This window comes from Rosenbergiella epipactidis, from assembly GCF_018494055.1.
In the GTDB taxonomy this organism is placed as follows: domain Bacteria; phylum Pseudomonadota; class Gammaproteobacteria; order Enterobacterales; family Enterobacteriaceae; genus Rosenbergiella; species Rosenbergiella epipactidis.
This window is the reverse complement of the sequence record NZ_JABBFQ010000004.1, coordinates 178545-201314: the sequence shown is the minus strand read 5'-3', so window position 1 is coordinate 201314 and position 22770 is coordinate 178545. Positions and strand designations below refer to the sequence as shown.

The window sequence follows — 22770 nt, the reverse complement described above, 5'->3', positions numbered from 1 at the left end:
ATGTTACCACTCCCGTTAGCCTTACTTCAGCAAGCGGAACATCGTGTACAGGGACAGATTACCCCAGACGATCCGTTATTGGCTGTACTCGCCTTTAGCGATTTTGTAGCAGATAACCTGCAGCAACATCCCGAGTGGCAACAGCGTTTGGTCGACCAGCCTCCATGCGCCGATGAGTGGAAACAGTACCCGCAGTGGTTAGTGCAGCAGTCAGTACCGGCTGAGACTGAGGCGCAGGTCATGCGCCGATTAAGATTATTTCGTCGTGAAATGTTGGTACGTATCGCATGGATGCAGACGCTCAACCTAGCGACTACCACCCAGACTCTGCAGCAATTGAGCCATTTAGCCGAGTTACTGATTGCCTCCGCACGGGATTGGTGCTGGCAGCAATGTTGTCAGGAGATGGGGACACCGACCAACGCGCAGGGAGAAACGCAACCTTTACTGATTTTAGGGATGGGAAAATTGGGGGGGGGCGAGCTCAATTTCTCATCGGATATCGACCTCATCTTCGCTTGGCCTGAAAACGGCCACACGGTAGGCGGACGGCGCCAACTGGATAATGCCCAATTTTTTATGCGTATGGGGCAGCGGCTAATTAAGTTGCTCGACCAACCGACGATTGATGGATTCGTGTACCGCGTCGATATGCGCTTGCGGCCCTTTGGCGACAGCGGCCCTTTAGTGCTAAGTTTTGCCGCCCTCGAAGACTATTACCAAGAGCAAGGACGTGAGTGGGAACGCTATGCGATGGTAAAGGCACGCTTAATGGGGACAGAACAGCCTCCTTACAGTGAGGAGCTACAGCGACTGCTTCGCCCATTTATCTACCGTCGCTATATCGATTTCAGCGCAATTCAATCGCTGCGCACGATGAAAGGTAAGATTCATCGGGAGGTGAGGCGTCGTGGGCTAAAAAATAATATCAAACTCGGCGCTGGGGGCATCCGTGAGTGTGAATTTATCGTACAAGTCTTCCAGCTGATCCGAGGGGGAAGAGAGCGGTCTTTACAAACGCGATCGTTTTTAACCGCGTTGCAATCAATCGAAGATCTCGAGTTACTCCCCAAACAGCAAGCCCAAGTGCTGCATTCCGGCTACCTTTTCTTGCGACGTCTCGAAAACCTCCTGCAAAGTATCGGTGATCAACAAACACAGACACTGCCTGAAGACGAACTCAATCGCCAGCGTCTTGCTTGGGCGATGGGGATGGAACAATGGTCGTTATTGGTCTCAACCCTCGACCAAGTGATGCAGGATATCCACGCCATTTTCGTGGAACTTATCGGTGAAGAAGAGACTTGTAGTGAACGTCCTCCAGAACATTACTCCCACCATTGGTGGTTAGATGCGCCGGAGCTTGAAGAACTGCAAGAGGTGACGCCCCAGCTAACGGCTGAGCAGCAACAGCAATTATTGTCTTCGCTCCAACATTTCCAACACGATATCGGTCGCAAGACGGTGGGGCCGAGAGGGCGTCAAGCGCTTGACCAGTTAATGCCGGTAATTCTCGCCGAGGTTACTCCTCGTGCGGATGCCGCCGCGACCTTCTCGCGATTAACCGAAGTGCTGCTCAGCGTTGCCAGTCGCAGCACCTACCTTGAGTTATTTATTCAATATCCCGGTGCCCTAAAACATCTTGTCAGGTTGTGCGCGGCATCGCCGATGGTCGCGACTGAGCTTGCCCGCCACCCCTTACTGCTCGATGAGTTGTTAGATCCGCAAACGCTCTATCAACCGGCACCTAATAATAGTTATCGAGAGGAGCTGCGTGAATACCTCTTACGGATCCCGCAAGAGGATGAAGAGCAGCAGGTCGAAGCCTTGCGGCAATTTAAACTTACTCAACAATTACGTATTGCCGCGGCAGATATCGCCGGCACTTTACCGGTAATGAAGGTGAGTGACCACTTAACTTGGCTGGCCGAAGCATTATTGGACGTTGTGGTCTGGCAGGCTTGGCAATTAATGGTTCAGCGCTATGGACGCCCCAATCATCTTACCGCTGATCAAGGGCCAGGTTTTGCCGTTGTCGGCTACGGTAAGCTAGGCGGCTGGGAGTTAGGCTATCGCTCTGATTTAGACTTGGTCTTTTTACACGATTGTCCAGCAGAGACAGTTACCACTGGCGAACGAAGTATTGAAGGACGGCAATTCTATTTGAAGATGGCACAAAGAATTATCCATCTTTTTAGCACGCGAACCGCCTCCGGTATTCTCTACGACGTTGATGCGCGATTACGGCCGTCCGGCGCTGCCGGTATGCTGGTCACCACCTTTGACGCGTTTGCCGACTATCAACGCCAGGAAGCCTGGACATGGGAACACCAAGCCTTAGTTCGGGCTCGTACGGTTTTTGGCGATCAAGGATTACAACAGAAATTTGCGCAAATCAGACAAAGTATCCTCTGTCGTCCCAGAGAGGTTGGCCAGCTTAGGACTGAAGTGGCGGAGATGCGTGAAAAAATGCTTAAGCATTTGGGCAATAAACATCTGCCGAAATGGGATATCAAAGCCGACCAAGGCGGAATTATCGATATTGAATTTCTCGCTCAGTATTGGGTACTAAGGTTTGCCGCGGAGTCCCCCGATCTAACGCGCTGGTCGGATAATGTGCGGATCATCGAAATGTTAGCTCAGCAGGGGATATTAACTGAACAGAGCGCTGAAGCCCTCACTCAAGCTTACATCACCCTGCGCGACACGCTACATCACCTAGCGCTGCAGGGCGATGATGGCGTGGTGGACGAGCAGGCATTTATGCCACAGCGTTCGGTGACGCGATCGGCTTGGCAGCAATGGTTAGAGCCGGAAGCGTAGGGCGTGACAGTGAGCACCGCCATTCTGAATGGGCTGTGGTATGATAGGCGGAAAATGTTAAACAAATCGAGCTTGGAGTTGCTGGCATGAAGGTTTCACTGCCTGAATTTAATCGTGCAGGAGTATTGGTGATTGGCGATGTAATGCTTGATCGCTATTGGTACGGACCAACACAACGGATTTCCCCGGAAGCCCCAGTCCCTGTCGTCAAAGTTGATGAAGTGGAACAGCGTCCTGGTGGCGCAGCCAACGTTGCAATGAATGTTGCTTCATTGGGCGCAGCGTCACGGATCATCGGTTTAACCGGTGAAGATGAAGCGGCTGAACAGCTTAATACAGCATTGACGCAAGTGGGCGTCGATTGCCAATTTGTCGCACTCACGACCCATCCAACCATTACTAAATTGCGGGTACTCTCCCGTAACCAGCAACTTATTCGCTTGGATTTTGAAGAACCCTTCGACCTGCAGCAAAGCAAGAAAATTGCCGAGCGCATGCCGCTTGCCCTCGATAATGTTGGCGCGGTGGTCTTATCTGACTACGCTAAAGGCGCGTTAGCGGATATTCAGCCACTCATTACGCAAGCGAGAGAGGCAGGAATCCCTGTCCTGATCGATCCTAAGGGCAGCGATTTTACCCGTTACCGCGGGGCAACATTATTAACCCCAAACCTGTCAGAATTTGAAGCGGTGGTCGGAAAATGCCATAGCGAGCAACAGCTAGTCGAAAAAGGCATGGCTCTATTAGAGCGTTGCCAGCTAAGTGCTCTGTTGGTCACACGCTCTGAGCAGGGCATGACGCTATTACAACCGAATAAGGCGCCACTTCATCTTCCTACGCAAGCGCAGGAAGTGTTTGATGTCACTGGAGCGGGCGATACCGTTATCGGCGTGTTAGCGGCCTCATTAGCCAATGGCTGTACGTTAGAAGAGGCGAGTTTCCTGGCGAATACGGCAGCAGGGATTGTGGTTGGAAAACTGGGTACCTCAACGGTGACCCCGATCGAACTGGAAAATGCCTTACATGCTCGTCCCGAAGACGGTTTCGGCATTATGGATCAACCCGCCCTTCAAAAAGCCTTGGATGCCGCACGTAAGCGTGGTGAGAAAATTGTGATGACCAATGGTTGTTTCGACATTCTGCATGCCGGCCATGTCTCCTACTTAACCCATGCCCGTAAATTGGGTGACCGATTAATTGTCGCAGTAAATAGCGATGCTTCGACGGCTCGACTGAAAGGGCCTACTCGTCCTATTAATAAACTCGAAAACCGTATGATTGTGTTGGGAGCATTAGGGGCGGTTGATTGGGTGATCCCGTTTGAGGAAGAGACACCGCAACGCTTGATTGCTGAATTGTTACCTGACTTGCTGGTGAAAGGGGGAGATTATCACCCAGAAGAAGTAGCCGGTGGCGAAGAGGTTATTGCCAATGGCGGCGAAGTCCGGATTCTAAATTTCGAAGAAGGCTTATCGACTACCAATATTATCAAGAAGATAACTAACCATTAGCCGGTAATACGACGTCGCCTTAAATAGGCGACGTCAACGTGAATTAGTCGTGCTTTACGTCCGGTACGATGGGCGTTTCGCTGGACACATCAGCTGGGCTGACTTCTTGCGGTTCGCTACCCGCAGCGTGTTTGCCCTCAAGCGCTTCAAGGCGCTTTTCTAATAAAGCCAATTTCTCTCTTGTCCGCACTAAAACTTGAGTCTGTACATCAAACTCATCGCGATTGACCAACTCCATACGGCTGAGCTGAGCTTGAAGCACTTGGCGAATTTTCTTTTCGACGTCATCACCAAGATTACGAATTCCCTGAGGTAAGGAGTCTTGAACTTGGCGTGCGATTTGTTCAATTTTTTTTGCGTCAATCATAATTATTTCCCGAGGTTAACGCCGGAGTCACTCTGAGAATTCTGGCGTGCAGGCTTTAGGTCACTTAAGTGTAATCGCTAATGCGCTAAGGCGAAACCTAATTTTCTGCACACGAAAAGCCAATTTTGAGCTGAGTGCTTGATTGCGTATTGATTATTTTGCCGATATAGTGAAGAGGCTTATTCTCAGGGCGGGGCGCAATTCCCCACCGGCGGTAAATCAGTTTTCTGAAAGCCCGCGAGCGCTTTAGCGAGTTTGCTAAAGGTCAGCAGATCCGGTGTAAATCCGGGGCCGACGGTTATAGTCCGGACGGGAGAGGGTAAAAGATACTGTTCCGATCACTGCGATCTCTGCTGTATTACTACGTCTATCGACGTCACTCCTATGCCCTGATTCTGGTAATTTTATTAATATATATAGGATTTTTTACCATGAATCAGAACACACTTTTATCTGAATTCGGCACGCCAGAACAGCGTGTAGAGTCGGCCTTACAGGCACTTCGTGAAAACCGAGGCGTTATGGTTTTGGATCACGAAGATCGCGAAAATGAAGCCGATATGATCTTCGCCGCACAAAGTATGACCGTGGAGCAGATGGCGCTGACTATCCGTCACGGTAGTGGCATCGTCTGCCTATGCATTACTGAGCAACGTCGTGAGCAATTGGCGCTACCGATGATGGTAGAAAATAATTCGAGTGCCTACGGTACCGGATTTACAGTCACCATTGAAGCGGCTCAAGGGGTAACCACTGGCGTTTCTGCGGCTGACCGCTTAACCACCGTACGTGCCGCTATTGCCGATAACGCTGTGCCAGGCGATCTTAACCGACCAGGTCATGTCTTCCCTTTGCGTGCGCGTGAAGGCGGAGTACTTACCCGTGGTGGCCACACTGAAGCGACTATCGATTTGGTTAGGCTTGCGGGATATGCGCCAGCAGGCGTACTGTGCGAGCTAACCAATGATGATGGCACCATGGCGCGTGCACCCGAAGCTATTGTGTTTGCTAAGCAGCATAATATGCCAGTCGTGACCATTGATGATTTAGTGGCATGGCGCCAACAGCACGACCAACAAAAAGCGGTCTAAGCAAATAGAATACTGGGTAAGCCTATTGCTCTCGACGTCGAGAAAACCACAAAACGTAAGTCGGTAGCAGTAGGCTTGTTCACAACCCGCGATAACACCGTTACGCGAATATCGGCTATCAGTTTAGGAATGCGTTAGCGCAGTAAAATAGCTTGTTATGGAGTGTGATAGATTATTGGTTCAAGTAAATCGTTGAGCCCGCCATCGGCTAAAACCATCACAATTAAAAAAATAATGAAGAAATACAAAAGATAAATTTTAAACGTCATATGACTGATAATTTTTTTCTGAGTACTTAGGGGGATTTTTTTTATAAAGTTAAACTCCTCTTCAGATAGGGTTTTCAGCCAGCAATATGTAGCATCGTAGGATCTGATTTTAAGTATTTTTCCGTAAACATCTGGTCGAGTACGACTCCAATACCGTCTTGGAAAATCTTCTTGCCAAAAGAAATTAGGATAATTTCTAAATTTTCTATAAAATCGTTCATCTAATTTCTTATAAATAGAAGCATTTCTTCGATCCACTATTTGAAAAATTATCGTTTTTAAAAAAATCTACACCCATTGCTATCTTATAAATGTTCATTTGTCTTCTCAGTTACACTATATAAAATATCTCCTGCAGACTCTCCCAACAATGCACCGACTTCGGCTCCGATTATACTTAATCCTATAAAACAGCCAACAGTACTCCAAGGGCCACTGAATAGGTTTCTTAGTAATCTTCATAATCGCTCCTTGATTAACACTCCCTTTTTACTCTTTTACACGGGATTCTTTTGCAATAAAGATCTCACATGCGACGCTCAAAGATTGTTCTAAATCAATCTTGTGTGAGTAAAAGAGTTACCGCGCCGCCACGTAAAAATTAATATTCAATTTTTTTGAAAATGATCATCACCGTGCGCTAGGTGTGTTTTCTATTGAGCAGCGTATCCTAAACGCCAATTCGATAACAAATGGGGTTTATCATGATGCAACGTATGCCAGCACTCTTCCTTGGCCATGGCAATCCCATGCATGCCATTCAAGAAAACCGCTATACAGAAGTGTGGCGTCAACTCGGGGAACAATTGCCTCGGCCAAAAGCCATCTTGGTGATTTCTGCGCATTGGATGACCAGAGGGACAGCCGTGACGGCGATGAGTCACCCCAGAACGATCCACGATTTTGGTCAGTTTCCTCAAGCATTATTCGATGTGCAGTACCCGGCAGCGGGGGATCCACAATTAGCGGAAAAAATTAAGCAACAGCTTGCTGGAGTGAACGTTACACTGGACCATCAATGGGGGTTAGATCACGGTACTTGGGGGGTATTAGTTAAAATGTACCCTGATGCCGATATTCCTGTGGTGCAATTAAGTTTAGATGCAGCGTTAACCCCAGAGCAGCACTACCAGTTGGGGCAACAGTTATCTTCGCTACGCGACGAAGGCGTATTATTACTGGCGAGTGGAAATACTGTACATAATTTAGCGATGGCACGTTGGGGGAAAGAAGGAGATATCTATCCTTGGGCGGAAAATTTTGATCAACGGGTGCAAGAGGCTTTAACTTCACAAACAGGCGACACTCATCATCCGTTAATCGACTACATGCAGTTACCGGATGCACTGCTGGCGAATCCGACCCCTGAACACTTTCTCCCTTTGTTGTATATCTTGGGCGCAGCCCGTGCCGATGAGCGAATAACGGTACCGGTAAGTGGAATGGATATGGGCAGTATTAGTATGACAAGTGTTTTAGTGCAGTAAGAGACCACACTAACGTTGGCAAATCCTGAAGACTTTACCAACGTTATCATCTAATTATCCGCGAAACGGATTACCTGCACGAGGCGTACTGGTTATAGAGGTAGATGAATGAGTAACCGGAGCTGTTGAGTGTAATGATGCTTGTTGCGTCTGTACCGGTGCTGCACCATCGGCGCGGTTATCTTGTGCTGGATTATCCGGTGCAACGGCTTGAGGAGAGGTCGAGACTTCTTTTCCTAGGCTACTGTTTAACGCGATAATATCTTGCTCGTTAAGCGTACCTAACGCGTATTTGATATTGATTTGATTAATCAGATAACCGTAGCGGGCATCAGAAAGTTGTTGCTTAGCGTTGTACAGCGTCGTGGTCGCATCCAACACATCGACAATCGTACGGGTCCCGACTTGATAACCGGCTTCCATCGCATCCAATGAGCTTTGTGCGGAGACAACGGCTTGGCGATAAGCATCGATACTACTGATGGATGCATTAACGTTGTTAAATGATGAACGAACCGTTTGTACGGCAGAACGGTGTGCGCTTTCTAATTTCTCGCTGGAGCTTACGAAGCTATACTCAGCCTGCTTCACCTGCGAGGTTACCGAGCCACCGGTATACAATGGGATAGATAAGCTGACACCAACTTGGTTATTCCCCGCGATAGAATCTTGGGTGGTGCTTGTGGTGTGAGCACGATAGCCTTGATACTTGGTATTCGTTAGCCCAGTCGATGCATTGAGGCTTAAGGTTGGCATATGCCCAGTTTCATAATAGCGAATTTGCTCACGCGCTAAATCTTTTGATAAGCGAGCAGACAGCAACGATAAATTATGGTTTTCGGCTTTGGTCAGCAAGGCATCGATAGGTTGAGGTCTTTCCGTTTTAAACCGGCCAATATCAAGTGAAGACAACGAGAAGTAACTGTTGCCCGTTACTTGGCGTAGTGCCTCCATCTTATTATCGATATCGTTCCGTGCCGTCACTTCACTCGCTAATACGCTATCGTATTGCGCCCGCGCATTTTGCACATCGGTAATCGCTACCAGTCCAACGTTGAAACGTTGAGTGGTTTGATCAAGTTCGCGGTAAATCGATTGTTTCTGTGCTTCCACATAAGAGAGCGTATCAATCGCATTGAGCACGTTAAAGTAGGCGGTCGCGGTGTTTAAAATAAGATCTTGTTGCGCGACTTGGTAAGTGACATCTTGGATCCCTGCCGTTTTCTCTTGCAGAGTCAACGCGCGCCATTTCGACATATCAAAAATAGTTTGTGATAACTGTAACGAACCCGCCCAAGCATTGGAACGTACGCCACTACTATCACGATAACCGCTGTTAAAGGTGTAATCTCCGCCCAGCCCCAGCTGTGGAAGTAATGGGCTACGAGATTCATTGATTTTTTCAAACGCAGCATCACGATCTGCCGCTGCACTACGTAAATCAGGATTGGTATCACGTGCTTGTTGATAAACTTGTAATAAGTTTTCAGCGTGGCCTAATTGACTGAAGCCAGCTAAGCTCAGACCAACGAGTACGGGGAGCAATTTTTTCATTTGCGTTCCTTTGTGTTGCAGCGAAATTGCAAAAATAAAGTTGTCAGGTCAAAAAATATATCGAATTGTACCAGACAGACAGAATGAAATAAGTTGGCTGAACGTGCCTTACTTGGCGCGTTAGCGTAAAATATTGAGTTAATAGCCCAGTTTTCTAGTAAAAATCGTCCTAGGACATTGGAACCACTCTACATCCGAGGTCTATTATATGTGCAAAAAGCCAAAATCTCCCACCCAATTTACACGCGATGATGTTGAAATTTTGCACCAAGAACCCATGTATAAGGGATTCTTTTCAATCACTAAATATCGTTTTCGCCACCGTCTTTACGCTGGAGGCATGAGCGAGCCTGTGGTGCGTGAAGTATTTCAGCGTGGAAAAGCCGTCGTTTTACTCCCCTATGACCCGGTTCGTGATGAAGTGGTATTAATTGAACAAATTCGCATTCCTGCATTAGAGGCTGGGAAAACGCCTTGGTTAATTGAATTAGTCGCAGGGATTTGTGAGGAGGGGGAGTCGGATGAGGAGGTGGCGCGTCGTGAGGCACAAGAAGAGGCGGGTGTCGAGGTTGGACGAACTCAACCTGTGCTCAGTTATTTATCCAGCCCGGGTGGTAGCAGTGAGAGGCTAGCGATATTTATCGGTGAGGTCGACGCGACCAAGGCAGAAGGGAATCATGGGTTAGCGAGTGAGAACGAGGATATTCTGGTCAGAGTAGTGAGTCGTGAACTCGCTTATCAGTGGGTCGAGTCGGGAATTATCGATAATGCAGCCTCTATTATCGCCCTCCAATGGCTTGCCCTGCATCATGAGCAAATACGTAATGAGTGGTTATCTCCATGAAACAGCAATACACCCCCAATTTTCCAGAAATGATGCGCTTAAATGAAACCAACTATGCGCAGTTACGGAGATTGATCCCAAGAGAAGAGGTGGAGGGCGCCGCCTTGACCTACCAAGTGAATGGCATCCATTATCAAGTGGTGATCGAGGAGTCTACGCGTTACACCACGCGAGTACTGATAAAACAAGTCGCACCGGTGGTGAGTTATTGGCAATTACCCTCAATGTCGGTGCGGTTATACCATGATGCAATGGTTGCAGAAGTGTGTTCGACACAACAGATCTATCGCTTTAAAGCACGCTATGATTACCCTAATCGGAAACTGCATCAACGTGATGAAAAGCATCAAATTAATCAGTTTCTTTCTGAATGGCTACGTTATTGTCTAGTGCAAGGTGTGATGGCGACGCCATTGCCTGAGATGTGAGACAATAGTGATTTCAACACGGATATAAGGTGAGTTTTAGTGAATTCTTTAGTGCCAGAGATCGCTGATAACCGGAGCATTCGGCTCCTTCAACTCACTGATATGCATCTCTTTAAAACTGCACAAGAGAGTCTGTTGGGGGTCAATACTTGGCAAAGCTATCAAGCGGTGATAGACGCGGTTATCGCTGAACAGCGTCCGATCGATTTGGTTATTGCCACGGGGGACCTCGCTCAGGATCATAGTCCTGAGGCTTATCATGCTTTTGCGAAAGGTATTCGTCGATTACAGAAGCCCTGTGTATGGCTACCGGGTAACCACGATTTTCAGCCGGCGATGGTCAAAACCTTGGCAAGTGAAGGCATCTGTGATCAAAAATCGGTACTACTTGGCGATCAGTGGCAGCTTCTCTTACTCGATAGCCAAGTGCATGGGGTTCCCCATGGCCTACTCAGTGACTATCAGCTGCAATGGCTACGCGAAGCCTTGGCTCGGCATCCACAGCGCCATACCGTTATTTTGTTGCATCATCATCCTATTCCATCAGGTTGTACTTGGTTGGATACCCATAGCCTGCGTAATTCGCATGAATTAGCTGAGGTGTTACAAGATTATCCCCTCGCTAATACGGTGGTATGCGGCCACATCCATCAAGAGATGGATGACCTCTGGCAGGGGCGACGGGTATTGTCTACGCCTTCAACCTGCGTGCAGTTTCGCCCGCAATGTACCGGCTTTACTATTGATAATCAGTCGCCAGGCTGGCGTTGGCTAGAGTTACGCCCAAACGGAGAGATAGTGACAGAGGTTCAACGTCTTATCGACGCACAGTTTCAGCCCGATTTTCATTCTGAAGGGTATTAATATGCCGACCTTACTTTATCTCCATGGCTTTAATAGCTCGCCTCGCTCTGAAAAAGCGGCATTATTAGCCAAGTGGTTGGCAGAAAATGCACCAACCATCGTATTAAAGGTTCCAGAACTTCCGGCAACGCCTGAGGCGATCGCAACGTTTTTAGACGCGCAATTTGCGCAGTGTGAACAGCGTCCGATCGGGATCGTAGGGTCATCCTTGGGCGGATATTATGCGACATGGTTATCACAACGTTATGGTGTTCCTGCGGTTGTGATCAATCCAGCAGTCAGGCCCTTTGAGTTATTATTGAATTTTTTAGGCGATAACCAGAATCCATACACTGGGCAAAAATATGTGTTAGAGTCACGCCACATAAACGATTTAAAGACGCTTGAAGTGACCCCGTTAGTTGAGCCTAAATTGCTCTGGTTGCTGCAACAAACCGGCGATGAGGTGTTAGATTATACTCAAGCCGTTGCTTACTACTCAGCATGCCGTCAAACGATTGAACAGGGGGGAAACCATGCTTTTATCTCTGTCGAGCGTCACTTTCCATCAATAATCGAATTTCTTGGTTTAACGCCTTGTTAACCACTCACATTGTATAAACGAAAGAAGATAATGACTCAATCAAGTTATAATGCTGCCGATATCGAAGTTCTCACCGGACTTGAGCCAGTACGACGTCGGCCCGGTATGTATACCGATACCGTTCGTCCGAATCACTTAGCGCAAGAAGTGATCGATAACAGTATCGATGAAGCGTTAGCGGGACATGCTAAGCGTGTTGAGGTCATTCTTCATGCCGATCAATCACTGGAAGTGATCGATGATGGGCGAGGAATGCCTGTTGATATCCACCCCGAAGAGGGCGTGCCAGCAGTAGAACTGATTCTTTGCCGTCTGCATGCTGGGGGAAAATTCTCCAATAAAAACTATCAGTTCTCCGGTGGGTTACACGGCGTAGGAATTTCTGTCGTTAACGCCCTTTCTACGCGTGTAGAAGTCACGGTTAAGCGTGGCGGCGAAGTGTACGATATGGCCTTCGAAAATGGCGATAAGGTACAAGATCTGACTGTCACCGGTACCGTTGGTCGCCGTAATACGGGGACGCGCGTACATTTCTGGCCTGATAGCCATTTTTTCGATACGCCAAAATTTTCCGTCAGCCGTTTAAGCCATCTGTTAAAAGCGAAAGCGGTACTTTGTCCCGGTGTTGAGATTGTTTTCAAAGATAAGGTCAACGACAGCGAACAACGCTGGTGCTATCAGGATGGCCTTACCGATTACTTACGTGAAGCGGTTAATGGCTTGCCAGTGTTACCTGAGGAACCTTTCGTTGGCTCGTTTTCAGGTGAGACGGAAGCGGTTGACTGGGCGCTACTCTGGCTACCTGAAGGCGGGGAGCTACTGACTGAAAGTTATGTCAATTTGATCCCGACCATGCAAGGGGGAACTCACGTTAATGGGTTGCGCCAAGGACTGTTGGATGCGATGCGTAACTTCTGCGAGTACCGGAATATTCTGCCGCGCGGAGTGAAACTTTCCGCAGAGGATATCTGGGATCGCTGTGCCTACGTGCTATCGGTAAAAATGCAGGATCCTCAATTTGCGGGACAAACTAAAGAGCGTTTATCTTCGCGCCAATCTGCAGGTTTCGTTGCTAACGTTGTGAAAGATGCGTTCAGTTTATGGTTAAACCAGAACGTACAGATCGCCGAGAAACTGGCAGAATTAGCGATTGCTAGCGCCCAGCGACGCCTGCGCGCAGCAAAAAAAGTGGTACGTAAAAAGCTCACAAGCGGCCCGGCGTTACCTGGGAAATTAGCCGACTGTACGGCGCAGGATTTATCTCGGACCGAACTGTTTCTGGTCGAGGGGGATTCTGCAGGCGGATCCGCAAAACAAGCTCGCGAACGTGAATTCCAAGCCATCATGCCGCTCAAAGGGAAAATCCTTAATACTTGGGAGGTCTCTTCCGATGAAGTGTTGGGATCACAAGAAGTGCATGATATCTCGGTCGCAATCGGTATTGACCCCGATAGCGAGGATTTAAGCCAACTACGTTACGGTAAAATCTGTATTTTGGCCGATGCTGACTCCGATGGATTACACATCGCCACATTGTTATGCGCGCTATTCGTTAAGCATTTCCGGAATCTAGTGCGTAACGGTCACGTCTATGTTGCCATGCCGCCGCTTTACCGTATCGATTTAGGTAAAGAGGTTCACTATGCGCTGGATGATGACGAAAAAGAAATAATCATCGATAAGCTAAGTCGTAAGCGCGGAAAAATCAGCGTACAACGTTTTAAGGGGTTAGGCGAGATGAACCCTTCACAACTTCGTGAAACCACGCTTGATCCGAATACGCGTCGCTTGGTACAGCTGACAATCAGTGAGGAAGATGAGGCGGAAACCCTGCGCGTTATGGATATGCTGCTGGCGAAGAAGCGTTCGGAAGATCGCCGGAATTGGTTACAGGAGCAAGGAGATCAGGTCGAGATCGAACTCTGATCCCCCGCTGGATTACGCCTGGCCGAAAGTATCGGTCAGGTGTTTTTGATAGTCGCGAAGATAGGTTGGGACGTCAGGACGTTTAATCACATCGTTACAGATAAAGGTAGGGTGTGCGGTCATGCCCAAGAATTGAAAGGCTTTGTGCGTATGAAGGTAAACCCCGTCGACGCCGACACCTTCGAAGAACTGTTCTTTATCGGTAAATGCTTGCAGCGGCGCGTTCCAGGTCAGTGAAAGTAGGTATTTCTTACCCTGCAGCAGACCACCAGAACCATAATGCTTTTCGCTATCGGCACGGCTGCGCCCATCATTGGCATAAAGACGGCCATGTCCGAAGGTAAAGACTTCGTCGATATATTTTTTCACGGTCCAAGGCTCGCCCATCCACCAGCCTGGCATCTGCAGGATAAGGCTATCGGCCGCGACGAACTGTTCAATCTCTTGTTCAATATCGTAGTCATCGGTTACACATACTTTTGTCACCTTGTGACCCAAGGCTTCAAGTGTCTCTTGCGCGGTGTTAGCCAAGGTATGGTTGAGTTCACCTTGCGAATGGCCGAAGGTCGTTCCGCCATCAATAATGTGGATATGGCTCATTGGTCTTCTCTCATGTCAAATTTGGGGAGTTGTCCCCAAGAATTATCCACGATTTACACGCAGATAATTAACGCTCTATGCGATAGCTGCACAGAGCAAAAATCAGAGTTATTGTGACTAACGATGTCTAATAAGGTACTATCGCGGGCAAATAATCCCGCCAGAAATAGGTATCCCGGGAGTGAAGTGAGGAATAATTCATGAGTGTAATCACGCAGGACGGTGTTGAGCGCCGCGCACTACACGAATTTACTGAGAATTCTTATCTCAATTATTCGATGTATGTCATTATGGATCGCGCATTGCCTTATATTGGAGACGGTCTTAAGCCGGTACAGCGTCGTATCATTTATGCGATGTCAGAATTGGGCCTCAATGCCAGCGCAAAATTTAAAAAATCGGCGCGGACTGTCGGTGATGTACTCGGTAAGTATCACCCCCATGGTGATAGTGCCTGCTACGAAGCCATGGTACTGATGGCACAACCTTTTTCCTATCGCTATCCACTGATTGATGGACAAGGTAACTGGGGCGCCCCCGATGATCCGAAGTCCTTTGCAGCGATGCGTTACACCGAGTCGCGACTCTCCAAGTATGCGCAAACCCTGCTAGCTGAATTAGGGCAGGGCACGGTCGATTTTATTCCAAACTTTGATGGCACGCTTGAACAGCCGAAAATGCTGCCTGCGCGTTTACCGAATATCCTACTAAATGGTACTACCGGTATCGCAGTGGGCATGGCCACCGATATTCCGCCGCATAACCTGCGCGAAGTGGCTCAAGCGACCATTGCGCTGATTGATAAACCCGAGACCTCTCTCGAAGCACTCCTTGATATTGTTCAAGGTCCGGATTTTCCGACCGAAGCTGAAATCATTACACCACGCAAAGAGATTCGTAAAATTTACGAAACCGGGCGTGGCAGTATCCGCCAGCGCGCCGTCTGGCAATTGGAGGAGGGGGAGATCGTAGTGACTGCGTTACCTCACCAAGCCTCTGGATCCAAGGTATTAGAGCAGATTGCGACGCAAATGCGTAATAAGAAGCTGCCGATGGTCGAGGATCTTCGTGATGAGTCTGACCATCAAAGCCCAACACGTATTGTGATCGTGCCGCGATCAAATCGTGTTGACAGCGAAGCCTTGATGAATCACCTCTTTGCCACCACCGATTTAGAAAAAAGCTATCGCGTAAACCTAAATATGATTGGCTTGGATAATCGCCCAGCCGTCAAAAATCTGCGCGAGATTCTAAGTGAGTGGCTAACGTATCGGCGCGATACGGTCCGTCGTCGTTTATCTTATCGCTTGGAAAAAGTATTAAATCGATTACATATCTTAGAAGGCCTGCTTGTCGCATTCTTGAATATCGATGAAGTAATCGAAATAATCCGTAATGAGGATGAACCGAAGTCCGCCATGATCGCACGGTTTGGGCTGAGTGAGACACAGGCAGAAGCGATCCTCGAATTAAAATTACGTCACCTCGCTCGTCTGGAAGAGATAAAGATTCGCGGTGAGCAGCAAGAGCTTGAAAAAGAGCGTGATGAGTTACAAGCACTATTAGCGTCAGAACGTAAAATGAATACGTTGCTGAAGAAAGAGTTGCAAACGGATGCCAAACTTTATGGTGATGATCGTCGTTCACCGCTGCAAGAGCGCAGTGAAGCTAAAGCGATCAGCGAAACAGACTTAGTGCCTTCTGAGCCAGTGACCATCGTTCTGTCACAGATGGGATGGATACGTGCTGCGCGTGGCCATGATATCGATCCAACCGGCCTAAGTTACAAGGCTGGAGATAGCTACTTAGCCTCGGCTAAAGGTAAAAGCAATCAACCAGTCAGTGTGATTGATTCGACTGGCCGTAGTTATACCTTAGATCCGACTACGCTCCCTTCAGCACGCGGACAGGGTGAACCGATTACCGGTAAGATTACCCCACCACCTGGGGCAACGGTGCAACAGGTGCTGATGGAACCGGATGAAACACAGTTACTCATGGCATCCGATGCAGGTTACGGCTTTATCTGTACTTTTGCAGATTTACAGTCGCGTACCAAGTCGGGTAAAGCCTTGCTAACATTACCTGATCAAGCCAAGGTCATGACGCCACAAGTGATTGATCCTGCCAAGGATCAGCTGCTAGTGATTACCGAAGCGGGGCGGATGCTGATGTTCTCCGTCAACGACCTTCCACAATTATCAAAAGGAAAGGGAAATAAAATTATTTCCATTCCAAGCGCCGATTTCGTGGCGGGGAAAGATAAGCTGTTGTGGCTGCTTTTATTGAACGAGCAGAGTAGCGTTACACTCTATGTCGGTAAGCGTAAACTGAAACTGCGTAGTGAAGAGTTACAGAAATTTAAAGCAGAGCGAGGCCGTAAAGGGACATTATTACCGCGCGGTTTACAACGTATCGATCATGTCGATATTGAATAATTGAAATCGCTCTGCGAAATAGAAAAACTCGGGTAAGGGAGTATCGTATAAAGCGGCTTAGGCTTGTGCGATACCCTCCTAGAATGAAGACTATAAAAGAGGAGAGTGCGCGCATTCTCCTTATTTGAGGGTTATATGCTGTTAATTTTACGAGCGATCATTGTCGTCGTGTATTCTATTTTGGTCTGCTTAGTCGGCTGTATCTGGTGTTTATTTTCGCCACGTAATCCACGACATGTGGCCACCTTTGCACACATGTTCGGTAAATTGAGCCATGTATTTGGTATTACGCTTGATATTCGTAAGCCTGCAGGCATTGAAAACGTGGGTAACGCGATTTATATCGCTAACCACCAAAATAACTACGATATGGCCACCGCGGCGAATATGGTGCAAGCTCCCACCGTAACCGTGGGCAAAAAAAGCTTAGCGTGGATCCCTTTTTTCGGTCAGTTATATTGGTTAACCGGGAATTTACTGATTGATCGCGATAACAAGACTAAAGCACACGGCAGTATCAACCAAGTTGTCGATCAACTAAAAAATGGCAAAGTATCTTTCTGGATGTTCCCAGAAGGGACACGTAGCCGCGGCCGAGGATTACTGCCTTTTAAAACCGGCGCTTTTCACGCTGCCTTAGCGGCAGGAGTACCGATTATTCCGATCGTGGTGTCGGACACTCATGACAAAATTAACCTTAACCGTTTAAAAAATGGTTTAGTTATTGTCGAAATGCTTCCGCCAATTGATACAGCACCCTTTCAGGATCAGTCAGCAAGGAAGTTGACCAATTATTGTCGTGAAGTGATGCAGCAAAAATTGGATGAGTTAAACGCTGAAGTCGCACGTCGTGAAACTGATCGCGTTAATTAATCACGGCTTATACCAAGGCTCACTTATACCCCTTTTGTTGAAGGTTGTTCGCTAATGTCTTTTACTCGGCGCAAATTTATCCAGTGTTCGGCGGTGGCGGCAGTTGGCCCCGCCTTGCTTCCTAAAACGGTCTTTGCTGCAGATAATGAGGGGAGTAATCCCCTCTATATTCCGCCGTTAATTGAATCACGCCGCGGGCAGCCTATATTTTTAATGATGCAAGACGCTCATTGGGCGTTCAATGGCCGTAATCAAGCTGACTGTATCGGTTTTAATGGGATGTATTTAGGACCGACAGTGAAGGTCTGGAACGGTGATGACGTCAAGTTGATCTACAGTAACCGTCTAACAGAATCGGTCTCGATGATGGTGAGCGGCTTGCATGTTCCTGGCCCGTTATCTGGGGGGGCGCCACGTTTAATCTCCTCGGAAGTCGATTGGTCGCCGATTCTGCCTATCCGTCAACCTGCCGCGACCCTTTGGTATCATGCCAACACTGCACAGCACGCCGGTTCGCAAGTTTACCGTGGACTGGCTGGATTATGGTTAGTCGAAGATGACGTCAGCAAGCAGCTACCATTACCTAAGCATTATGGCGTCGACGACATTCCGTTAATTATTCAAGATAAACGGCTGGATAACTTCGGAACACCTGTTTATGAAGGGAGCTCAACGCCTTTTCTGGGTGATACGCTACTGGTTAATGGTACACAGAAACCGTATTTCAATGCTTCGCGCGGCTGGGTTCGCCTCCGCTTATTAAATGCGTCGAATGCTCGTCGTTACCTATTACAACTTTCCGACAACCGACCTTTTACGGTGATTGCCGGTGATCAAGGATTTATGTCCGCACCTGTGACCACCACTCAATTATCGCTGGCCCCGGGCGAGCGCCGTGAAGTGTTGATTGATCTTTCTGACGGTCACAATGTTTCCATTACGGCAGGGACAGAAGCAACGATTATGGAAAGGATTCGAGGGATTTTCGAACCTTCAACGGTACTGACGTCGACATTAGTGTTAACGCTAAGACCAACAGGGTTGCTGCCTCTGGTCACGGACAGCGTGCCGACCTCTTTAGTCTCTGCGCTGGAGACTGGCTTAACCAGTCAAACACGGCATATTCGCTTAAATGATTCTCCTGCAGGAATAAATGATAGGGCATGGGACGCGAAGCGTGTGGATATTACTGCACAGCAGGGGAGTTTTGAGCGTTGGACGGTGGAAGCGGATCTGCCACAATCCTTCTCCATCCAGGGGGCGATGTTCCTGATTAAGAGTGTCAACGGCGCGCCGCCAATGGTCGAAGATCGGGGATGGAAAGATACGGTTTGGGTAGACGGTAGCGTCGAGATGCTGGTGACCTTCCCGCAAACCTCTTCAGCACATTTCCCTTTTATCTATGGTAGCCAAACATTAGAGCAATTTGATCAAGGCGTAGTGGGCCAGCTGCGGGTTCAACCTTCTGCTAACTCAGGGAATAGCTACTAATTAAATTTAGCCTCCCAAAGAGGGAGGCTTTACAATTTAAAGCTTCTCGAAAGTCTCTGGTTCCGGGCCGAGACGCTTACCGCTATCTAAGGCGGCAATCGCTTTTAACTCTTCTTTTTCAAGTTTGAAATCAAACACGGCGAAGTTCTCATCAATACGTTTAGGCGTGACCGATTTAGGGATAACGATAAGACCGCTATCTAAATGCCAACGAATAACAATTTGCGCAGGGGTTTTCTGGTATTTTTTCGCCAGGGTTTGGATAATCTCTTGATCGAAGACACCTTCACCGCCTTGAGCCAGAGGACTCCACGATTCGGTATGGATCTTATGCAGAGCATTCCAAGTATGTTGCTGGCGTTGCTGGAACAGGGGATGTAATTCGATTTGGTTGACGACGGGCGTAACCCCGGTTTCGCGAATAATACGCTCCAGATGAGTCTCTTGGAAATTACATACACCAATACTTTTGACAAGTCCTTGGCGTTGCAGATCGATCATGCCTTCCCACGCTTGAACAAAGTTATCCTGTTGTGGGCAGGGCCAGTGCATCAGGTAGAGATCAACATAATCCAGTTGCAGCTTACCGAGGCTGGTCTCTAAGGCACGTTGCCAGTCAGTCTGATCAGAATTCCACAACTTAGTGGTAATAAACAGGTCGTCGCGGGCCAGCGAAGACGCTTGTAATGCCTGACCTACACCCTCTTCGTTCTTATAAATGGCTGCGGTATCGATAGAACGATAGCCGGTATTTAAGGCATAGGTGACGGCTTCCTGAGTTTGTTCAATCGAAGCTTGCCAAACCCCCAAGCCGAGTTGAGGCATGGTACGACCATCGTGCAGCGTAACTTCTAGTTGCTGAGACATTATAGGCTCCTTCTCTCGATCAATTGATCATGGATAATGAGCCTAAGTGTAGTCAATAAAGCGTCGCTGTGGGTCGAAATCCTATTTTTCGGAGTGTTTACACCCCCTCTTTGAGTCGAGCGAAGCCTCTTTCTAAATCAGCGATTAAATCCTGAGGATGCTCTAGCCCCACATGAAGTCGAACCAATGTTCCCGTAAAATCAACGGGTCCGGCGGGACGAATCGCATCGATCTCTTCGGGTTGGTTAGCTAAAATCAATGACTCAAAGCCGCCCCAAGAATAGGCCATACTAAAGTGCTCGAAATGGTCGAGGTAGTGGGCGAGTCGTGCAGGTTCGAGTTTCTCGTTAAGGATAAAAGAGAATAAACCGCTACTCCCTGAAAAGTCTCGTTGCCAGAAGGCGTGCCCCGGACACTCGGGAAGGGCTGGATGGTTCACCCGGAAGACGTCATCACGTTGATTCAACCAGTGAGCAATCTCAAGGCTTGCCGCCTCGTGCTGCCGTAAGCGAACCGCTAGAGTACGTAATCCGCGTGATGTGACGTATGCGGTATCGGCATCTACCATCTGGCCCATTAAATAAGAGTTTTCGCGCAGTTGCTCCAAACAACGTTCGTTCGCCACTGCAGTTCCAATCATGGCATCGGAATGGCCAACTAAGTATTTGGTGCCAGCCTGAATAGAAATATCGGCTCCTGCCTCTAAGGCTTTGAACAGAACGCCGGCGGCCCAAGTATTATCGACGATGATCACCGCTTGCGGAGCAATGCGACGTACCGTAGCGATAAGGGTAGGGATATCTTGCACTTCCATGGTGATTGATGAAGGAGACTCTAAAAAGACCACTCGGGTTGTCGGCCGGAGCCATTCGGCGATCTCTGCAGCGGAAAGAACGGGGAAATAGGTCGTTTCAACGGCAAGTTTTTTCAGGATAGTCGAGCAAAAATCCTGTGTGGGTTCATAAACGGATCCGCTGACCAGAATATGATCGCCAGCTTCAACGAAGGCTAAAATAGCATTCGCCACCGCTGCCGCACCGCAGGGGTAGAGCACGCAGCCTGCACCGTTCTCGAGTTCGGTCATCGCATCTTGCAAGGCAAAGTGCGTCAAGGTGCCACGGCGACCATAAAAAAGTTCACCCTTCGCTCGGCCTGCCGTCGCGATTTTCTTATCTGCGACTGTCGGAAAGACCAAGGAGGAGGCGCGTTGAATAACCGCGTTTACCGCACCTTGTGTGTAACGTGGTTTGCGGCCCGCACTAATGAGCGTCGTTTCAAGATGTTGCTTATCGGACATTACAATCCCCAAATCAAAAAATTCAATAATGAGTAGAGTAAGCAGAGTTGCTGCAAAAGGGGAGGTTTTTTTAGGTTAAACGGTCATAACAGTACACTCTCCACCTCATAAAAAAATTAGCCCGATCTCTGATTATAACTGGCTGTTTTTAGCGAATATTATTCGTGAGACTCTTTTCATTATGTAAATAGTAATGATAACTACTATCAATAGAATTTGCTTTTGGTATCATAGTGCCCAATGTTTTAAGCAACAACCCGAGGCTAGAAAATGAGTGTGGTGACCAATAATCTGATGCAGGCAGATTTATCTGTATTGGGCATGTACCAACATGCTGATATCGTTGTAAAAGTTGTGATGATAGGTTTGCTGCTCGCCTCCGTTGCGACCTGGGCAATTTTCTTTGCGAAATACACTGAACTGAGTGCAGCAAAGCGTCGTTTGAAAGCAGACCAGCAAGCCTTAAAGGATGCTCGTACGCTTGATGGTGCAGGAAAAATTGCTCAGCAATTTGCCAAAAATAGCCACGCTGCCCTGTTGGTTGCCGAAGCGCTTGATGAACGCGTATTGTCCGCACAAAGCGATGACCAAGCGGGTATTAAAGAGCGAACCGTCTTTCGTTTAGAACGCCAAGTTGCTCGAATTGGCCGTCATGCTAGCCGCAATAACGGTTTCTTAGCCACTATTGGCTCCGTCTCACCCTTTATCGGCCTATTTGGTACGGTGTGGGGGATCATGAATAGCTTTATCGGTATCGCTAAAACGCAAACCACTAACCTCGCCGTTGTAGCGCCGGGGATCGCGGAAGCGCTTTTAGCCACCGCCGTAGGGTTAGTCGCGGCAATTCCAGCAGTAGTGATTTATAACGTTTTTGCACGGATGATCGCTGGGTATAAAGCCTCTCTCGGTGACAGTGCTGCACAGATTATTCTGTTACAAAGCCGTGACGCGGATCTGCAAAACAGTCGCTATACGCCAATGACACAAAATACGGCGACTCAAAAACTACGTGTAGGGTAATTGTCATGGCAATGCGACTCAATGATGAAGTAGACGGCGACGGTGAAATGCATGAGATTAACGTCACGCCTTTTATCGACGTGATGTTGGTCTTGCTCATCATCTTTATGGTAGCGGCGCCTTTAGCAACCGTTGATGTCCGCGTAAATCTACCGGCATCGACCAGTACGCCGCAGCCTAGACCAGAAAAGCCGGTTTACCTGAGTGTGAAAGAGGGTAACCAACTTTTCGTCGGTAACGATGCAGTGAGTAAAGAAGAGCTTGTGCAAAAAATTATTGCGCAGACTCAAGGCAATAAAGAGACCACGATCTTTTTCCAAGCAGATAAAAGCATCGATTACGCCACACTGATGAGTATTATGGATGACCTACGTAGCGCGGGTTATCTAAAGATAGGGCTGATGGGGCTAGAGAGCGCACCCAAGTAACAGCCGATA

Annotated in this window: 19 protein-coding genes and 1 riboswitch; of the genes, 14 read left to right on the top strand and 5 right to left on the bottom strand. The window is 48.2% G+C overall.

The window, feature by feature from the left end; genetic code table 11:
* Positions 1-2823 carry a bifunctional [glutamate--ammonia ligase]-adenylyl-L-tyrosine phosphorylase/[glutamate--ammonia-ligase] adenylyltransferase gene (gene glnE / locus HGT71_RS09000; RefSeq protein WP_214217475.1) on the top strand — a complete coding sequence of 941 codons (2823 nt, stop codon included), beginning with the start codon at positions 1-3 and terminating at the stop codon, positions 2821-2823.
* 86 nt (positions 2824-2909) lie between these two features.
* Complete coding sequence (gene hldE, locus HGT71_RS08995; RefSeq protein ID WP_214217474.1) at positions 2910-4334, top strand: bifunctional D-glycero-beta-D-manno-heptose-7-phosphate kinase/D-glycero-beta-D-manno-heptose 1-phosphate adenylyltransferase HldE; 1425 nt, start codon at positions 2910-2912, stop codon at positions 4332-4334.
* Positions 4335-4377: 43 nt separating this feature from the next.
* Here the strand turns inward: hldE and ubiK are convergent, their stop codons facing one another.
* Positions 4378-4701 carry a ubiquinone biosynthesis accessory factor UbiK gene (gene ubiK, locus HGT71_RS08990; protein ID WP_048912716.1) on the bottom strand — a complete coding sequence of 108 codons (324 nt, stop codon included), beginning with the start codon at positions 4699-4701 and terminating at the stop codon, positions 4378-4380.
* Positions 4702-4878: 177 nt separating this feature from the next.
* Positions 4879-5026, top strand: a riboswitch (FMN riboswitch).
* Between the two features lie 106 nt (positions 5027-5132).
* On the opposite strand from ubiK, the gene ribB reads away from it, so the two are divergent.
* Both ribB and ygiD read left to right on the top strand, forming a co-directional pair.
* Complete coding sequence (gene ribB / locus HGT71_RS08985) at positions 5133-5792, top strand: 3,4-dihydroxy-2-butanone-4-phosphate synthase (protein WP_048912715.1); 660 nt, start codon at positions 5133-5135, stop codon at positions 5790-5792.
* Positions 5793-6765: 973 nt separating this feature from the next.
* The gene (gene ygiD, locus HGT71_RS08980; RefSeq protein WP_244986467.1) at positions 6766-7548 is read left to right on the top strand and encodes a 4,5-DOPA-extradiol-dioxygenase; all 783 of its coding nucleotides are present in this window, start codon (positions 6766-6768) and stop codon (positions 7546-7548) included.
* A 54-nt stretch (positions 7549-7602) separates the two neighbouring features.
* On the opposite strand, the gene tolC is transcribed toward ygiD, so the two are convergent.
* Positions 7603-9102, bottom strand: a complete 1500-nt coding sequence (gene tolC, locus HGT71_RS08975; RefSeq protein WP_214217473.1) for an outer membrane channel protein TolC — start codon at positions 9100-9102, stop codon at positions 7603-7605.
* Positions 9103-9310: 208 nt separating this feature from the next.
* Here tolC and nudF point away from each other — a divergent pair, with 208 nt between their 5' ends.
* Genes nudF through parE form a run of 5 tightly spaced genes read left to right on the top strand, consistent with a single transcriptional unit; the run spans position 9311 to position 13747 of the window.
* Positions 9311-9946 (top strand): ADP-ribose diphosphatase, encoded by a 636-nt coding sequence (nudF, locus tag HGT71_RS08970; RefSeq protein WP_214217472.1) that lies wholly within the window; start codon positions 9311-9313, stop codon positions 9944-9946.
* Positions 9943-10374 carry a DUF1249 family protein gene (locus HGT71_RS08965; protein ID WP_048912710.1) on the top strand — a complete coding sequence of 144 codons (432 nt, stop codon included), beginning with the start codon at positions 9943-9945 and terminating at the stop codon, positions 10372-10374. Before nudF ends, HGT71_RS08965 begins: the two co-directional genes overlap by 4 nt.
* 39 nt (positions 10375-10413) lie before the next feature.
* On the top strand, positions 10414-11238 hold the full coding sequence (cpdA, locus tag HGT71_RS08960) for a 3',5'-cyclic-AMP phosphodiesterase (protein ID WP_048912709.1): 825 nt from the start codon (positions 10414-10416) through the stop codon (positions 11236-11238).
* Between the two features lies 1 nt (position 11239).
* Entirely contained in the window at positions 11240-11821 is a 582-nt protein-coding gene (gene yqiA, locus HGT71_RS08955; RefSeq protein ID WP_214217471.1) for an esterase YqiA, read from the top strand.
* 30 nt (positions 11822-11851) lie between these two features.
* Positions 11852-13747, top strand: coding sequence for a DNA topoisomerase IV subunit B (gene parE, locus HGT71_RS08950; protein ID WP_214217470.1), 1896 nt, complete (start codon positions 11852-11854; stop codon positions 13745-13747).
* A gap of 12 nt (positions 13748-13759) precedes the next feature.
* On the opposite strand, the gene HGT71_RS08945 is transcribed toward parE, so the two are convergent.
* On the bottom strand, positions 13760-14347 hold the full coding sequence (locus HGT71_RS08945; protein WP_214217469.1) for an NAD(P)H-dependent oxidoreductase: 588 nt from the start codon (positions 14345-14347) through the stop codon (positions 13760-13762).
* A gap of 200 nt (positions 14348-14547) precedes the next feature.
* On the opposite strand from HGT71_RS08945, the gene parC reads away from it, so the two are divergent.
* From parC to ftsP, 3 genes are all read left to right on the top strand, one after another.
* Entirely contained in the window at positions 14548-16785 is a 2238-nt protein-coding gene (gene parC / locus HGT71_RS08940) for a DNA topoisomerase IV subunit A (RefSeq protein ID WP_214217468.1), read from the top strand.
* A 135-nt stretch (positions 16786-16920) separates the two neighbouring features.
* On the top strand, positions 16921-17658 hold the full coding sequence (locus HGT71_RS08935; RefSeq protein WP_214217467.1) for a 1-acylglycerol-3-phosphate O-acyltransferase: 738 nt from the start codon (positions 16921-16923) through the stop codon (positions 17656-17658).
* A 54-nt stretch (positions 17659-17712) separates the two neighbouring features.
* Positions 17713-19149, top strand: coding sequence for a cell division protein FtsP (ftsP, locus tag HGT71_RS08930; protein WP_214217466.1), 1437 nt, complete (start codon positions 17713-17715; stop codon positions 19147-19149).
* Positions 19150-19185: 36 nt separating this feature from the next.
* Here ftsP and dkgA read toward each other — a convergent pair whose 3' ends face one another.
* Together dkgA and metC are read right to left on the bottom strand one after the other, a co-directional pair.
* Complete coding sequence (gene dkgA / locus HGT71_RS08925) at positions 19186-20016, bottom strand: 2,5-didehydrogluconate reductase DkgA (protein WP_214217465.1); 831 nt, start codon at positions 20014-20016, stop codon at positions 19186-19188.
* A gap of 97 nt (positions 20017-20113) precedes the next feature.
* Positions 20114-21313 (bottom strand): cystathionine beta-lyase, encoded by a 1200-nt coding sequence (gene metC / locus HGT71_RS08920; protein ID WP_214217464.1) that lies wholly within the window; start codon positions 21311-21313, stop codon positions 20114-20116.
* Between the two features lie 279 nt (positions 21314-21592).
* Between metC and exbB the strand changes: the two genes are divergently transcribed.
* Positions 21593-22333, top strand: a complete 741-nt coding sequence (gene exbB / locus HGT71_RS08915; RefSeq protein ID WP_214217537.1) for a tonB-system energizer ExbB — start codon at positions 21593-21595, stop codon at positions 22331-22333.
* 5 nt (positions 22334-22338) lie between these two features.
* Positions 22339-22761, top strand: coding sequence for a TonB system transport protein ExbD (gene exbD / locus HGT71_RS08910; protein ID WP_048912700.1), 423 nt, complete (start codon positions 22339-22341; stop codon positions 22759-22761).
* The last annotated feature ends 9 nt before the right edge of the window (positions 22762-22770 follow it).

Excerpts from the sequence above, each read along its gene's own strand:
- glnE (WP_214217475.1), top strand. The coding sequence starts at position 1 with ATGTTACCACTCCCGTTAGCCTTACTTCAGCAAGCGGAACATCGTGTA.
- hldE (WP_214217474.1), top strand. The coding sequence starts at position 2,910 with ATGAAGGTTTCACTGCCTGAATTTAATCGTGCAGGAGTATTGGTGATT.
- ubiK (WP_048912716.1), bottom strand. The coding sequence starts at position 4,701 with ATGATTGACGCAAAAAAAATTGAACAAATCGCACGCCAAGTTCAAGAC.
- ribB (WP_048912715.1), top strand. The coding sequence starts at position 5,133 with ATGAATCAGAACACACTTTTATCTGAATTCGGCACGCCAGAACAGCGT.
- ygiD (WP_244986467.1), top strand. The coding sequence starts at position 6,766 with ATGATGCAACGTATGCCAGCACTCTTCCTTGGCCATGGCAATCCCATG.
- tolC (WP_214217473.1), bottom strand. The coding sequence starts at position 9,102 with ATGAAAAAATTGCTCCCCGTACTCGTTGGTCTGAGCTTAGCTGGCTTC.
- nudF (WP_214217472.1), top strand. The coding sequence starts at position 9,311 with ATGTGCAAAAAGCCAAAATCTCCCACCCAATTTACACGCGATGATGTT.
- HGT71_RS08965 (WP_048912710.1), top strand. The coding sequence starts at position 9,943 with ATGAAACAGCAATACACCCCCAATTTTCCAGAAATGATGCGCTTAAAT.
- yqiA (WP_214217471.1), top strand. The coding sequence starts at position 11,240 with ATGCCGACCTTACTTTATCTCCATGGCTTTAATAGCTCGCCTCGCTCT.
- parE (WP_214217470.1), top strand. The coding sequence starts at position 11,852 with ATGACTCAATCAAGTTATAATGCTGCCGATATCGAAGTTCTCACCGGA.
- HGT71_RS08945 (WP_214217469.1), bottom strand. The coding sequence starts at position 14,347 with ATGAGCCATATCCACATTATTGATGGCGGAACGACCTTCGGCCATTCG.
- parC (WP_214217468.1), top strand. The coding sequence starts at position 14,548 with ATGAGTGTAATCACGCAGGACGGTGTTGAGCGCCGCGCACTACACGAA.
- HGT71_RS08935 (WP_214217467.1), top strand. The coding sequence starts at position 16,921 with ATGCTGTTAATTTTACGAGCGATCATTGTCGTCGTGTATTCTATTTTG.
- ftsP (WP_214217466.1), top strand. The coding sequence starts at position 17,713 with ATGTCTTTTACTCGGCGCAAATTTATCCAGTGTTCGGCGGTGGCGGCA.
- dkgA (WP_214217465.1), bottom strand. The coding sequence starts at position 20,016 with ATGTCTCAGCAACTAGAAGTTACGCTGCACGATGGTCGTACCATGCCT.
- metC (WP_214217464.1), bottom strand. The coding sequence starts at position 21,313 with ATGTCCGATAAGCAACATCTTGAAACGACGCTCATTAGTGCGGGCCGC.
- exbD (WP_048912700.1), top strand. The coding sequence starts at position 22,339 with ATGGCAATGCGACTCAATGATGAAGTAGACGGCGACGGTGAAATGCAT.